The 14,569-nt window shown below is 66.1% G+C and carries 12 protein-coding genes; 7 read left to right on the forward strand and 5 right to left on the reverse strand.

The features are described 5' to 3' along the window. The first annotated feature begins 6 nt into the window (after window positions 1-6). On the forward strand, window positions 7-987 hold the full coding sequence (locus KBI52_RS27775; RefSeq protein ID WP_210812395.1) for an alpha/beta fold hydrolase: 981 nt from the start codon (window positions 7-9) through the stop codon (window positions 985-987). Here the strand turns inward: KBI52_RS27775 and pyk are convergent. The 3 genes from pyk to KBI52_RS27790 form a co-directional block, all read right to left on the reverse strand. After that, window positions 978-2,414 carry a pyruvate kinase gene (pyk, locus tag KBI52_RS27780; RefSeq protein WP_173948084.1) on the reverse strand — a complete coding sequence of 479 codons (1,437 nt, stop codon included), beginning with the start codon at window positions 2,412-2,414 and terminating at the stop codon, window positions 978-980. The genes KBI52_RS27775 and pyk overlap by 10 nt on opposite strands. 2 nt (window positions 2,415-2,416) lie before the next feature. Further along, window positions 2,417-2,878 (reverse strand): DUF1036 domain-containing protein, encoded by a 462-nt coding sequence (locus tag KBI52_RS27785; RefSeq protein WP_173948068.1) that lies wholly within the window; start codon window positions 2,876-2,878, stop codon window positions 2,417-2,419. Window positions 2,879-3,079: 201 nt separating this feature from the next. Further along, entirely contained in the window at window positions 3,080-4,018 is a 939-nt protein-coding gene (locus KBI52_RS27790) for a DMT family transporter (protein ID WP_210812396.1), read from the reverse strand. A gap of 111 nt (window positions 4,019-4,129) precedes the next feature. On the opposite strand from KBI52_RS27790, the gene KBI52_RS27795 reads away from it, so the two are divergent. The 5 genes from KBI52_RS27795 to KBI52_RS27815 all read left to right on the forward strand — a co-directional run bounded on the left by KBI52_RS27795 (window position 4,130) and on the right by KBI52_RS27815 (window position 8,694). Next, on the forward strand, window positions 4,130-4,969 hold the full coding sequence (locus tag KBI52_RS27795; protein WP_210812397.1) for an N-formylglutamate amidohydrolase: 840 nt from the start codon (window positions 4,130-4,132) through the stop codon (window positions 4,967-4,969). Window positions 4,970-4,973: 4 nt separating this feature from the next. Continuing rightward, the gene (locus tag KBI52_RS27800) at window positions 4,974-5,279 is read left to right on the forward strand and encodes a DUF1244 domain-containing protein (protein WP_210812398.1); all 306 of its coding nucleotides are present in this window, start codon (window positions 4,974-4,976) and stop codon (window positions 5,277-5,279) included. A 61-nt stretch (window positions 5,280-5,340) separates the two neighbouring features. Then, window positions 5,341-5,598, forward strand: a complete 258-nt coding sequence (locus KBI52_RS27805) for a DUF2312 domain-containing protein (protein WP_173948064.1) — start codon at window positions 5,341-5,343, stop codon at window positions 5,596-5,598. Window positions 5,599-6,584: 986 nt separating this feature from the next. Continuing rightward, the gene (repC, locus tag KBI52_RS27810; RefSeq protein ID WP_173948063.1) at window positions 6,585-7,733 is read left to right on the forward strand and encodes a plasmid replication protein RepC; all 1,149 of its coding nucleotides are present in this window, start codon (window positions 6,585-6,587) and stop codon (window positions 7,731-7,733) included. A gap of 100 nt (window positions 7,734-7,833) precedes the next feature. Further along, window positions 7,834-8,694 (forward strand): DUF1989 domain-containing protein, encoded by an 861-nt coding sequence (locus KBI52_RS27815; protein ID WP_210812399.1) that lies wholly within the window; start codon window positions 7,834-7,836, stop codon window positions 8,692-8,694. A gap of 63 nt (window positions 8,695-8,757) precedes the next feature. Here KBI52_RS27815 and KBI52_RS27820 read toward each other — a convergent pair whose 3' ends face one another. Both KBI52_RS27820 and KBI52_RS27825 read right to left on the reverse strand, forming a co-directional pair. Continuing rightward, window positions 8,758-10,410: a DUF882 domain-containing protein gene (locus tag KBI52_RS27820; protein WP_262265653.1), complete on the reverse strand. Its 1,653-nt coding sequence runs from the start codon at window positions 10,408-10,410 to the stop codon at window positions 8,758-8,760. Between the two features lie 134 nt (window positions 10,411-10,544). After that, window positions 10,545-12,308, reverse strand: a complete 1,764-nt coding sequence (locus tag KBI52_RS27825; RefSeq protein ID WP_210812400.1) for a murein L,D-transpeptidase — start codon at window positions 12,306-12,308, stop codon at window positions 10,545-10,547. Between the two features lie 428 nt (window positions 12,309-12,736). On the opposite strand from KBI52_RS27825, the gene KBI52_RS27830 reads away from it, so the two are divergent. After that, window positions 12,737-14,563, forward strand: a complete 1,827-nt coding sequence (locus KBI52_RS27830) for a M3 family oligoendopeptidase (protein ID WP_210812427.1) — start codon at window positions 12,737-12,739, stop codon at window positions 14,561-14,563. The last annotated feature ends 6 nt before the right edge of the window (window positions 14,564-14,569 follow it).

The raw sequence follows: 14,569 nt of genomic DNA on the forward strand, positions 1-14,569 counted from the left end.
GCAGGGATGTCCCTGCTTCTCGTTCCTCTGGTCCCGCTCGCGCTCCTCGTCCTGGGAGCCGCCTTCACCTACGCCTATGCCTGGGCCATCGAACGGCGGTATCCGCCGACCGGCCGGTTCATCGCGGTCGACGGCCGCCGGCTCCATTACCGGGAGGAGGGGCCGAAGGGCGAGCCGCTCGGGACCGTCGTCCTGTTGCACGGCGCCTCGTCCAATCTCGTCGAATCCATGCTGGGAATCGGTGGGTCCCTCTCGGATCGCTATCGCGTCCTCGCCTTCGACCGTCCCGGCCATGGCTGGAGCGAACGCGGACAGGGCCTGAGCGAAGCGGAGCCTGCCCGGCAGGCGGCGCTCATCGCGGGGGCCTTGAGTCAGCTCGCTGTGCGCGACGCCGTCATCGTCGGGCATTCCTGGTCGGGCACGATCGTGCCGCATTTCGCCCTCGACCATGCCGACGTGACCGGAGCGATCCTGGTCCTGTCCGGCATCACGTCGCCCTGGCCCGGCGGCTATATCGGCTGGTACCGGCGCCTGATCGATTCCCGGGCGGGCTGGCTTCTGCTGCGCACCCTGGCCGTGCCGGTACTCCTCGTGCTCCGGCCCTCGATGAAGAGAAAGACGTTCTGGCCCCAATCAGCCCCGAAAGGCATCGTGAGGAAAGGCTTCATTCCGCTTGCCTTCCGGCCTCGCGCCTACGAGGCCAACATGCAGGACTTCGCCGTCATGTACCATGCGGTCCTGCGGCAGAGCGCGCGCTACCGAGACATCCGCGTGCCCGTGACCGTGGTGGCGGGCGACCGGGACGAGATCGTGTGGACGGACCTTCACAGCCTGTCCTTTGCCCGGGAGGTGCCGGGCGCGCAGCTGATCGTGATGCCGGGGATCGGCCATATGCCGCAATACGCCGATCAGAGAACGGTCCTGGAAGCCATCGAGGCCCTGGCCGACCGCGTCGCGCCGGCCAGGGTCGGGGCAGATCAGGCCTGAGCGGCGTGTTCCTGGTTGACGAAGGCGATGCGCACCATGTTGGTGGCGCCGGGTGTCCCGAAGGGCATGCCGGCCACGACGATGATGCGATCGCCAACGGTCGAATAGCCCTCGCGCAGGGCGAACTTGCAGGCGCGGAACGCCATGTCGTCGATGTCGCTGGCATCCTTCGTGCGGATCGAGTGAACGCCCCAGACCAGCGCCAGGCGCCGTGCCGTGTTCACGCTGGGTGTGAGCGCGACGACCGTGGAGTTCGGCCGCTCGCGGGCGATGCGGAAGGCGGTCGAGCCGGAGAAGGTCCAAGCGGCCACCGTCTTGATGTTGAGGGTGTCGGCGATCTGGTGCGAGGCTGCCGCGATGGCGTCCGATCCGGTGGCCTCCGGTTCCGCGTTGAGGGTGCGCATGATCGACCAGTAGTTCTGGTCCTGCTCAACCTCCTCGGCGATCCGGCTCATGGTGGCGACCGCGTCGATCGGGTACTGGCCCGAGGCGCTTTCCGCCGAGAGCATCACGGCATCGGCGCCGTCGTAGACGGCGGTGGCCACGTCGGAGACCTCGGCCCGGGTCGGCACCGGCGAGGTGATCATCGATTCCAGCATCTGGGTCGCCACCACCACGGGCTTGCCGAGGCGGCGGGCCGTGCGGACGATGCGCTTCTGGATGCCGGGCACCTTTTCCAGCGGCATCTCGACGCCGAGATCGCCGCGGGCGACCATGACCGCATCAGAGATCTCCATGATCTCGTCGAGGCGCGCGATGGCCTGCGGCTTCTCGAGCTTGGACATCACGAGGGCGCGCCCGCGCGCGACCTTCTTCACCTCGGCGACGTCCTCGGGGCGCTGCACGAAGGAGAGCGCGATCCAGTCGACGCCGGCATCGAGCGCCGCTTCGAGATCAGAGCGGTCCTTGTCGGTCATGGCCGCGACCGGGATCGTGGTGTCGGGCAGGCTCACGCCCTTGCGGTTCGAGATCTTGCCCGCGACCTCGACCGAGGTGGTGGCCGATCCCTTCTTCACGCTTTTCACCCGCAGCCGCAGCTTACCGTCGTCGATCAGCACCGTGTGGCCGGGCTCGAGGGAGGACAGGATCTCGGGATGGGGCAGGTGCACGCGGTCCTTGGTGCCCGGCGTCTTGTCGGCGTCGAGAATGAAGGTCTGGCCCGGCACCAGCATGGCGCTGTCACCCTCGAAGGCTCCCACGCGCAGCTTCGGACCCTGCAGGTCGGCGAGGATCGCGATGGGACGCTTGAACTTGGCCTCGATGGAACGGATCATCTCGACCCGCTCCTTCAGCTTCTCGCGGGGCAGATGGCTCATGTTCAAACGGAAGACGTCGGCGCCGGCCTGGAACAGCTTGGCGATCATCTCCGGGTTCTCGGACGCCGGTCCCAGGGTTGCAAGGATCTTGGTGCGCCTCTCGCGTCTCATCGTCATGGCCCCCCTGGCCGGTTCGTTTCGGTGAGCTGGATCGTCCAGCTCTTCTGTTCACCTGTATCGACTTCGAAAAAGCCGCTGCGGTCAAAGCCTCGGGCGAGGCAGTCCTCCGTGCCACGGATCGTGAACTCACGCTCCCTGGTGCACATGAAGGAGCGTCCGCTCCACTCGCCGCCCCGGTCGTAATCGATGGCATAGATATAGTAAAAGCGTCCGCCGAGCTGGCCCTTGAGCAGGGTCTCGCAGCCGCGGGCGTTGAGATTCCACCAGCCCTCCGTCACCCATCCCTGCGCATCCCGGTAACCGAGCGCGATGCCGATTCGGCTCGGCGTCATGTTGCACAGACGCAGGTCCGCTTTGGCGGGCGCTGCCGCGAGAAGGCAGCCGCCGACGAGAAATGTTGCGAGCGCAAGGCTTCGCCGCCAGCGGGGAGACGATGTGAGAGAAGCGGCCTTCATGGGTGCGGTATGGTCGAATCGAAAGGAATGAAATCGCACAATGCGGTGAGAACTATGTCGAATCGTTGTCGGCCAGAAGATCAGCGGGAGCAAGAGTTTACAGCAGGGCTGCTGCAGATTTTGCAGGCTTCATGGCCTTTACGACACGACGAGGCGGCTTGGAGAGGGCCTTTGCCCTCCATTCGAAGGGGGCTCGGGATCTCATCCACCGGGTGTATCGGCCTTGGGTCTGGCGATCCAGATCCCAAACAGGATCAGAGCGCCGCCCAAGCTCTGGACCGGGGTCAGCGCCTCGCCGAGAATCGCCCAGCCGAACACGGCTGCGGCGATCGCCTCCAGGAAGATCACCAGCGACGAGAAGACGGCCGGTAGCCGCCCGAGCGCAATGGCGAGCAGTCCCTGGCCGCCTGCATGGCTGACATAGGACATGGCGAGAAGGGCCGCGATGCCCTGCGCGGTCCGCGGCACCACCCGCGTGTCGAAGAGAAGCGCGACGACGAGAAGGATCGCCGAGGTGATCAGCCCGGCTTCGAAGGTCACCTGCGCGGCGCCCGCCGTCTTGCGCGCCCGGCTCGCGGCCAGGAAATAGAGGCCGAAGAAGAAGGCCGTGGCGAGCCCGTAGAGATCGCCTTCGATCCGCGCGGAATCCGCCTGGAGGCTCTGGCCGATCAGGGCAGCACCGCCCAGAAGGCACAGGGCGAGACCCATGAAGGTTCCCCGCGACACCTGCTGCCGGAGCACGAGCCAGACGATCAGCACGACGAAGAGCGGGGCCATGGTGGCGAAGAAGGTCGCGTTCGCCACCGTGGTCTTGAGAATCGCCAGGTGCCAGAAGAGCAGGTCCCCGGCGAATACGATGCCGCCGAAGACGCTCGCCTTCGAAAATCGGACCTTCGGGGCGCCGGCGGGCGCGCGCCTTTCCTCGATTCGCATCCAGGCATAGAGCAGGGGCAGGCAGAGCGAGACGCGCCAGAACGCGCTGGCGAACGGCCCCACATCGGCCGGCACCCCGTCCATGCCGGCGGAGGCGAACCGCACGAAAATCGGGGAAATCCCCATGGCGACGGCGCCGAGACACAGAGCGGCAAAAGCGCGGGCGACGCCCGGCTCGAGCCGGGCCGTTGTGGATGGGACAGCCATGAAGGTCGTGAAAGTGTGTTGCGCGGAAGGTCGCGTTGTCAGGGTTGGAGGGGCAGGGTAAGGCTTTTCCTCCGCCGTTCAATCCACCTTGTCTGAAATCCGTTCCTCGCCATGTCCGCCTCCGCCGCGCTCAAGCTCGACGATCCCCGTCTGGAGCCCTGTCCCGTCGAGACCATCCCAGGCTCCATCGAGACCGGAATCCTGATCCTGTGCGACCACGCGTCCAACGCGGTACCGCCGGATCTCGGCGATCTCGGCCTCCCAGCCTCCGAGTTCGAGCGCCACATTGCCTATGATATCGGGGCCGCGGCCGTCACCCGGTCGCTCGCCCGCCGCCTGGGCGCACCGGCCATCCTGACCCGGATCTCGCGCCTCGTCATCGATCCCAACCGGGGCCGGGACGATCCGACCCTTGTCATGCGCCTGTCCGACGGCGCGGTGGTGCCGGGCAACGCCCGGGTGGACGAGACCGAGGTGCAAAGGCGCATCGCCCGGTTCTACGATCCTTACGACGACGCCATCGCGGATGCGATCCACAAGGCCACGGCGGCGGGCCACCCGCCTGTCGTCGTGACCGTCCACAGCTTCACGCCCGTCTGGCGCGGCTGGCCTCGGCCCTGGCATGTGGGAATCCTGTGGGACGCGGACGACCGCTTCGCCAGGCCGCTGCTGGAAGGCCTTGCGGCCGAGGACGGACTCGTCGTCGGCGACAACGAGCCTTATGATGGGGCGCTCGCTGGCGATACGGTCGACCGGCATGCCACCATCCGGGGGCTAGCCAACGCGCTGATCGAGATCCGTCAGGATCTGATCGCCCCGGAGGCAGGGGCCGGGGAATGGGCCGAGCGCTTCGCCCGGCTCCTCAAGCCTCTCGCCGCCCGGCCAGAGCTTCGGGAACCCAGGATCTTCGGGACACGCACCCGGGATCGCCTACGCCAGCATGGAGGATAGGCCGATGAAGGATATCGACGGGAAGACGCAGGTCGAGCTGGAGGCCGCCGCCTTCCGCAGGCTCGTCGAGCACTTGCGGGAGCGAACCGACGTTCAGAACATCGACCTCATGAACCTGGCGGGCTTCTGCCGGAATTGCCTGTCCAACTGGCTGAAGGAGGCGGCGGACGAGCGCGGCATCGCGCTCTCCAAGGAAGAAAGCCGAACCCATGTCTACGGCATGCCCTACGAGGAATGGAAGGATCGCCACCAGGGCGAGGCCTCGGCCTCCCAGCGGGCTGATTTCGAGAAGTCGAAGTCCGGGCATTAAAACGGCTTCAACCAAATGACCATAACACTGGCGCCAATGCCATCAATCAGGGGCTTCATTCATGGATGACGCAGCTTTCAACACCGAATCCGTCGCGGCCGACCAGCTAAAGGCCTTCATCGAGCGCATCGAGCGCCTCGAGGAGGAAAAGGCCGGCATCGCGGGCGACATCAAGGACGTCTACGCCGAGGCAAAGGGCAACGGCTTCGACACCAAGGTCCTGCGCAAGATCGTCTCCCTGCGCAAGCGCGATTACGCCGAGCGCCAGGAGGAGGACGCGATCCTCGAACTCTACATGCAGGCGCTCGGGATGCAGTAAGAGGCTGGAGCCGTTGTGCAGGATCGCGTATCGCGCACGACACCGCTCCATTTAACGTTCAATATCGGTCGCCGCGACCCGAAGCCGGAGCCTGGTCTCCGGCTTTCGACGTTCATGGGTGAGGAACCTGGGAGCTGATCTCTCCCCCGCCACGCCGGGGAGCAAGCGCGGAAGAATGACCCCGCTGGCAACTTCATCATGCCGGTCGGCAGATCGCAGGTCCGCTCCGCAGGCATAGGAACGCATCGCTCAAGATCCGCAATTCTGAATCGATGCTGGATCCGCATGCGATTCGAGGGTGAATCCTTCGAGGCGGATTATGTCTTGCTGCGCCAGTCCGGTTTGAATCTGCAATAGACGGTGTGCTCTCGCCAGTATTACTCGACAAATGCTGGTTTCGCTGCAGTAGAAGCGGCATCTCACATGAATCGAGCCGATATGACTTCGTCAATGTCAGCTTTGTCTTGACTCGCCGGTTCTCCCCTGACGAATCGCACAACTGCCGTTTCTTCAACAATTGTGTGGTCAGCCTTAACCAATTCTTACGGATCGACTCCACCCGCACGGCCGAATCGGACATCTCTGACGGCGTTACGAGACATTGGAGTTTGCACCGACGGCGCCCTGAGCGCCGCGGTCGTCAGCGCTTCCGAGAAGCCCCTCACGCGGTGGCCTCCGGGAGGCTGATGTGCTTGGCATCCGGACTTCTCCGCGTGGGTTCGACATCCACGCGAGAGGGCATCAGATCAGCCGGCGCGCATGCCTCCCTGGTCCCGCAACGCTCTTCGAGCAGGAGACGACAGACGTGAACTGAGGCTAGGCAAAGCAAAAGGCCCACGAAGCGGGAACTTCGAGGGCCTTTGGAGTCACCGAGGGACGGCAACGGATTCGTTTGGCGACAATCCTTATGCCTCCCGACAAGCTGAGTGTCAACGACATCGGTTCCGGTGAACGCTCCCGCTTTGCCCTCACATGGGAGGGATACGATGCAGCTTGCATCGTCTGGAGGCCGGCGGCTGAGACATGCTGCTTTGGCCGCGAGGAAGTTCGCGCTCGAAACCGGGCGCACGGTCACACGTAAAGAACTCTCGGCGTCCGCTCGCGAAGCCGAGAAGGCGCTCGGCCTCAGCGCGCCGCAGCGTCTGGTGTTGAGCCAGCTGGTGGCGTGCTGGGGCGAGCTTGCGATGGATCGGCTGCTTGTTTGGCCGTCCAATCAGCGCCTGATCTCGACGACGGGCCTGTCGGAGCGCGCCGTGCGCAATGCCGTTCGGGCCCTCATCGAATGCCAGCTCGTCATTCCGAAGGATTCGCCTAACGGCAAGCGCTACGCCGTGCGCGATGCCGCCGGCACCGTTGTGGACGCCTTCGGGTTCGACCTCACGCCGCTCTATGCCCGCCGCGGCGAATGGACGGCGGTCCTGGCCGAGCAGAAGCGCCAGACGGAGAGCTTGAAGCGCTCCTTCGACGAGATCACCATCTGCCGCCGCGCTGCCGAGGAGGCCTTGAGCGCGCTGGCCCAGTACCATCCGGCGGTCGATCGCGGGCCCATCGAGAGCCGCCTGTCCACGCTCAGAGCCCGGACCCCGAAGCGCTCCGGAACAGCCCTTCCGGAGGGCCTGCTCGATGCGTGGAAAGAGATCCGGCAACGCGCCGAAGATGCCTTCTACCAGGCGGGCTGTGGCGGCACGCAATGCCGACAAATAGAACCAGAGAAAGGATCTCCGAGTGAGACTTGTGACAAGGGCATTCGGGTTGAAGCGCCGTCCGAGGACCCGGCTCCGTCCCGGCTGCCGCCGCTGCTGCCCGCCCTGGTCGCCGAAGCATGTCCGGTGGTGTCCGCCTGCGCTCATCCGATCAGCGATGCGGTCGATGTGGTCGCGGCAGGCCGCTTCCTGCGCGCATCCCTCGGAGCCCATCCGAGCGCCTGGAACGAGGCCGTCGCGGCGATCGGCGCCCTCCGGGCGGCGACAGCCGTGATCTATGTCCTGCAGCTCTACGACGACGACGTGTCGAGCGGCCGAAACCGGATCCGGAATCCGGGCGGCTATTTCCGATCCGTCGTGCGCATGATCGAGGCTGGTCGAATTGATATGGAACAGGAGTTGCTGAGTTTGAGGCGCCGCAGGATGGTCTGAGGACTGGGGGAGGTGGGCTTTGCCAGCGCCGGCGCTTCGCGCTCGCCTGTGCCGATCCGGTTCCCTATAAGGAAGCGACAACGACAAGCTGGAGACAACCATGAAGCTCGCCCGGGACCAAGTGTCCGATCCTGCCGACGCGCAAGCGCGTCGGAGCGTTGCTCCCGTCATCTGCTATCCGGTCGAAACCCTGCCGCGGCCCGATCTCGCGGCTTACCGGGTGGCGCGTGAGGGCTGGGAGAAAGTGGACGAGGTCGTCGTCCCGGCCAGGGACGCGCGCTGCTTCAGCGTGCCCGCCGGCTGCTTCTTCCGGATCGTCAGCATCGAGGGCCCGCAGGTGGGCGACCTCAATCTCTGGGCGGCGGACGATCTCGACGAGCGCTTCTTCTCCGGCAAGACGCGGGCGCTCAACGGCACGCATGTGTCCACCGGAGACCAGCTCTGGTCGTCCCTGCCGTACTTAAGGCCGATGGCGACGATCACGCACGACACTCTCGACTGGTACGGCTTCGACCAGTTCGGCGGCTCCGTGCACGACGTGATCGGCACGCGGTGCGATCCCTACACGCATCGTCTGCTCTCGGGCCAGGACTACCATTACTGCTGCCACTCGAACCTGACCCGTGCGCTCGCCCATCGGCTGGGTCGTCCCAAGGCTGAGGTCGAGCCGGCGGTGCACGACGTGCTCAACGTGTTCATGTGCACCGGCTTCACCCGCGATACGGGGCAGTACTTCATGAAGGCAAGCCCCGTCAGACCGGGCGACTACCTGGAGTTCTTCGCCGAGATCGATCTGCTCGGCGCGCTCTCCGCCTGCCCGGGCGGCGATTGCAGCGCGGAGCATTCGAGCGATGCGGCGGTCTGCCATCCGCTGCTGGTGGAGGTGTACAGGCCCAAGGCGCCGCCGCGGGACTGGACCCCGCCGGCGCGCAATGCCTATGGCCGGCAGCACGGCGAATGAAGAGGCCCTCATCGGCGTGCCGATCCGGTGAAACGAAAAGGGGCTCCGCAGGGAGCCCCTCTCTTATCGCACCGCGTTCAGCGGTTTGACCGCCGGTCCGGTGAAGCGGTTCGTCGCCAGATCGCCCGCGGGCTTGCTCGAGAAGCCCATGTGCAGGCTGGGCTCCGCCGACATGAGGGCGCTCAGCGCCGTCGGCGGCTTCTTCGGAGCCGGGGGAGACTTCGCCTCAGGTGCGGCGGCGGTCTTCGCCTTCGTGACCTCTTTCGGGGTCGACCCGGTGACCGGAATATCGACAGGGCCCGCGGCGGCGACAACGATGGGGCGCAGGTCGGGCCGCGGCGGCGGGAGCGGAACGGCCGCCATCTCCACGGGGCCGCGCAGCTCCGGGACGCCGGGAATCGGGTTCGTGGCGGCGAGAGAGCCCGGACGGGCCGGCGGGAGCGGGGCATAGGCTATGGCGAGGGTTCCGGCGACGGGCTCGACGTCCGTGTCCTCCGCATCCGGCCGCCGCGGCGGCATCGGCGCGAAGGCCATGCCCTTGGCGATGGACATCTCGGATTGCGCGTCCGGTCCCTGCTGCCAGGCCAGGGCCGGACCGGACGCCGTCTGGACGGTGCTGGGCGCACCGTTGATCCGGGTCGGCGGCAGAGGCGCGGAGGCCGGCGGGGTCAGATCCTCACGCAGGGCCGGTGCGATGGCGGCCATGACGGCTGGAGCGGGCGGTTCGGGACGCGGCTGGATCGCCACCGGAGCGCGGCGGGCCGGCTCAGGTGCCGGAGCCGGCTGCAGCGCCGCATAGACCGACGCGTTGGAATCGCTGGCATAATAGTTCTGCGCCGGCTGGGACTGTGGTTGCGGCTGACGGGACGCCATGATGGTCCGGCTGGGCCGCGAGGCGACACGGATCTCCTCCGCGTCCTCGTTCTCGTCGTCGTCGAGGCCGAACAGGGTGGCCCAGAAGCTCTTGCGGCGCGGCTGGGTGGCGACGGCCTCCTCGGCATCTGCATAGGCCGTGTAGCCGGCCACCGAGCCGCCCCTGGCGAGCACCTCGGCGCGGGCCTCGTCGTAGCCGGGCAGGGGGCGGCCGTCCGACGGGATGTGAACGGTCTTCCCGTCCGGGAAGATGCTCGCGAGCTGGGAGCGGGTCATGCGCGGCCAGGCGCGCACGCTGCCCACGTCGAGATGGACGAACGGCGTGTAGGCATTGGGATAGTAGCCGACGCCGCCGTTCTGCAGCCGCATGCCGATGGCGCGCAGGCGCGCGGTCGACACGTCCGGCAGGTAGAAGTCCATGGCCTTGCCCTGCATGTGCTGGCTGTTCTTGGCCACCACGCTCGATCGCCGGCGGAGCATGGAATTGGTCTGCGGCGAGCGATAGCCCGAGTTCACATGCACCGGCTCGTTCGAGCCGGACTCGCGGTAGACCTCCCACACCGTATCGAACAGGCGCGGGTCCATGCGGGTCGGCTCGTCGCGCCGCCAGTCGCGCAGGAACCAGTTGAGCTGCTGCAGGGCGCCGGAATCGTATTGGCCGTTGCGCCGGAAGGTGACGGTGAGGCTTTCCTTGGTGTTGTTGTTGTAGAGGCTCAGGGTCCGGGTATCGCCGTTGGCGACGGCATCCTGCGTGCCGCGCACCCCGCCCACCATGACGGCCAGAATGGCCGCAAGACCAATGCCGGCGCGATGCGCCAGGCGGTCCGTACGCAATACTCTCACTGTGATACTCGTCTTTACCGGGCCGCATCCGGGGATGCGGCAATCCTTATAGTGAAAGGATCTTTGCCGAAGACGGTTACCTTCGCGTTAAGTCAGGGTGAGAATTTCGTTGAAAACGGAACGGGATTTGGGAGCTATTCGGACAGGTTGAGGGCGGCCCGGACCTTGCGGTCGAGACCGTAGATGTCGTCGAACCGCTTCACCTCGCCCTTCTCGTCGATCGCGAGCGTGAAGTAGGTCAGGTGCACGGGCAGGGGATTGCTCAGCTGCACGGTGCGCTCGCCCTTGCCGATGAGCCCCCGCAACCGCTCCTCGGTCCATTTGCCGTCCCGGCCCATGATCTCCTCGGCGAGTTCGAAGGGCTTCTCGACGCGCACGCAGCCATGGCTGAAGGCGCGCTTGCTGGCCGAGAACAGGTTGCGGTTGGGCGTATCGTGCAGATAGACCGCGTGCTGGTTGGGGAACATGAACTTCACGAAGCCCAGTGCGTTGCGCTCGCCGGGCGGCTGCTGCACGACGATCCGGTCGCCCCGGCGGATGACCTTGTAGCCCTTGCGCGCCGCGTAATAGGGATCGTTGGCAAGCGCCGGCAGGATCTCCTTCTTCATGATCGACGGCGGGATCGTCCAGGATGGATTGACCACGAGATACTTCATGGTCTCGGAGAAGATCGGCGTCTGCGACTGCTCCTTGCCGACGATCACGCGGGTCTGGTGGACGACGGTGCGGCCATCGACTACCTGCAGGCGGTATTCTGGCACGTTCACCATGATGTGCCGCTGTCCCAAATCCGCAGGCAGCCACCGCCAGCGCTCCATGTTGGCGATCAGGTCCGACTGCCGTTGTGCCACCGATGGGCCGGACAGAGCGGCGATCGTCTGAGAATTGAGAACGCCCGTATCCGGCAGGCCCTTTTCCTTTTGAAAGGCAGCCACGGCGGAGGCCACGCGCTCGTCATAGACCGTCTGATTGTCCGGATCCTTCGTGAGATTGAACCGGGCGCGGATCAGAGGCACACGCGGATCCTTCATGCCCACGCGCAGGATCGGCCCTCGTGGAAGCCGGACGCTCGGCTGCGACGGGTGACTTTCGCGCAGCTTCGCCAGCCGCTCCTTCAGGGCCTTGTAGCCGGGATGCGGCGGGTTGTAGGCCTCGAGCGCTCCGCCCGCGTCTCCCGCGGAGGAGACGCGGCTCAGCACGTCACCGGGGGACGGGAGATCGAGCTTCGGGGTCACGAGCGGCGACAGCCGGGCGAGATCGATGCGCCCCCCGCGGGCGTCCCGGGCATAACGGATCACGGACAGGGAGAGCTTCACGTCGGCCCGAGCCCATTGCGCCGGCGGCGCATCCTTGCGCAGGCCCCGGTCGGGCAGAGCGTAATCGGCTGGATCGAGACCGTCCTCGTCGGCGGCTTTCAGGCGTTCCATCACGCCGCGGGCGGCAGGCGACCAGACCCCGTCCCGGGCCCAGACGAGGGGACGCTCGGCCTGAGCGTAATAGGCCGACAGGGCGTCCCGGTCCTTGCCGCTCACCCGCAGGTCGCGCATGGCGGCCTCGTCGGCGAGCAGGCCTTCCACGGCCATGCGGAAGAGATCCGTCTGCATCAGGGCGGTGACGGGCGCCGCATCGGGCAACGGGATGTCGATGACCGGGGAAGCCCTCAGATCGGCTGCCTCGACGGTGACGGGCGCAGGCTCGAGGAGCGGAATGGCTTGGGAAGCCGTGTCCGGCCTTGGCGGGGTCTCCGGAACGGCGGCATCGTGGAAGGAGGGTTCCGCGGGAGCGGTCTGGACGAGATCCGGCTGGATGCCGGCGTCTTCTGCAAGAGCGGCAAGGGGGAGGAGTGAAACAGACCCAATGAGGCCGAGCCAAAGTGCCGTCTTGCGCAAGCCACGCATGATCCTGCTCCTCGTCGCAATGAAGGTGGAGGCTCGAAAGTCCCCCATCGAAAGGATTTCGTCAGTGTTCCCGCACACGTTCTGTTACGCTTAACGCACAAAACGCCATGCGGCTTCACCCTCTAGGTCAAGTTCCTTCAATTTTCTGTAAAAAAGCCCGAGCACGGCGGGCCTCCCGCCTCCATACGAACGATGCGACCATCGCCTGCGAGTAGGCCGGACGAGGTATGAAGGGTCGAACCCGCGAGCGGGAATCGCCGAGGCGATGCCAGGAGAAGGGTAAACCGGCCGTTGACAGGAGGCAGGCGGCGCGCCCGGGCCGAGACGGGTTGATCCGCAGAGCGCGGCGGCCAATATGTGTGCAGGACCATTCCGTTAGACCGATCCCAAGCAGGCCATCGCCCGTGACCTCCCTGACAGCCTCTCACATGCATCATCCGTCCACCGCCGGCGCCGCGCAGGCCGAACTCGGGCTGCTGCCCGAATGGAACCTCTCCCACCTCTATCCTGGCATGGACAGCGAGGCCTTCAGGCAGGATCTCGCGAAGGCCGAATCGGAGTGCCGGGCCTTCGCCGCCGCCTATCGCGGCAAGCTCGACGGGATGGCCAGAGGCGAGAACGCGTCGGAGCGGCTGGACGACGTGGTGAAGCGCTACGAAGCGCTCGAAGATCTGCTCGGCCGCCTCATGTCCTACGCGGGCCTTGTCTATTCCGGCGACACCACCGACCCGGTCCGGGCGAAGTTCTACGGCGACACGCAGGAGCGCCTGACCGCCGCCTCGACGGAGCTTCTCTTCTTCGGGCTCGAACTCAATCGCATCGAAGACGCGGTGCTCGACAAGGCGGTGAGCGAGGAACCGCTCAGGCATTACAAGCCCTGGATCGAGGATCTGCGCAAGGACAAGCCCTTCCAGCTCGAGGACAAGATCGAGCAGCTCTTCCATGAGAAGTCGGTGACGGGCCGCTCGGCCTGGAACCGTCTGTTCGACGAGACCATCGCGTCGCTGCGCTTCACGGTGCGCGGCGAGGATCTGCCCATCGAGCCGACCCTGAACAAGCTGCAGGATCCGGACGAGAGCGTGCGCAAGGACGCCTCCGACGCCCTGGCCAAGACCTTCAAGGCGAATCTTCGCACCTTCACGCTCATCACCAACACGCTTGCCAAGGACAAGGAGATCTCCGACCGCTGGCGCGGCTTCGAGGACGTGGCCGATTCCCGCCATCTGGCGAACCGGGTCGAGCGCGAGGTCGTGGAGGCCATGGTGTCGGCCGTCCGGGAAGCCTATCCGCGCCTGTCGCACCGCTATTACGCCCTGAAGGCCCGGTGGTTCAAAAAGGACAAGCTCGACCATTGGGACCGCAACGCGCCCCTGCCGAAGGTCGAGCAGCGCACCATTTCCTGGAACGAGGCGAAGGATACGGTTCTGTCGGCCTATTCCGCCTTCTCGCCGCGCATGGCCGACATCGCGCAGCGCTTCTTCGACGAGGGCTGGATCGATGCGCCGACCCGTCCCGGCAAGGCGCCCGGCGCCTTCGCCCACCCGACCGTGCCCTCGGCCCACCCCTATGTGCTCCTGAACTACCAGGGCAAGCCGCGGGACGTGATGACCCTGGCGCATGAGCTCGGGCACGGGGTGCACCAGGTCATGGCCGGCCCTAACGGCGCGCTCATGGCGCCCACGCCCCTGACCCTCGCCGAGACGGCGTCCGTCTTCGGCGAGATGCTCACCTTCCGCCGTCTCCTCGACCAGACCGTCGATCCGGTCCAGCGCAAGGCGATGCTGGCCGCGAAGGTCGAGGACATGATCAACACGGTGGTGCGCCAGATCGCGTTCTATTCCTTCGAGCGCAAGGTGCATCTGGAGCGTCGCAACGGGGAGCTCACGGCCGACAAGTTGTGCGAGCTCTGGATGTCCGTCCAGGACGAGAGCCTCGGGCCGGCGATCCGGCTCGGCCCGGGCTACGAGAGCTTCTGGACCTACATCCCCCACTTCATCCACTCGCCGTTTTACGTCTACGCCTATGCCTTCGGCGATTGCCTCGTGAACTCGCTCTACGGCGTCTACGAGCGGTCCAACGAAGGCTTCGTGGACCGCTATTTCGCGCTCCTCTCGGCGGGCGGCACCAAGCACTACTCGGAGCTGCTCGCGCCCTTCGGCCTCGATGCGGGAGATCCGGCCTTCTGGCAGATCGGCCTGTCCATGATCGAACGGCTGATCGGCGAGCTGGAGGCGATGGAGACCCCAGCCTCCTAGCATTTT

Origin of the sequence: Microvirga sp. HBU67558, assembly GCF_018069605.1 — a bacterium.
Classification (GTDB): Bacteria; Pseudomonadota; Alphaproteobacteria; order Rhizobiales; family Beijerinckiaceae; genus Microvirga; species Microvirga terrae.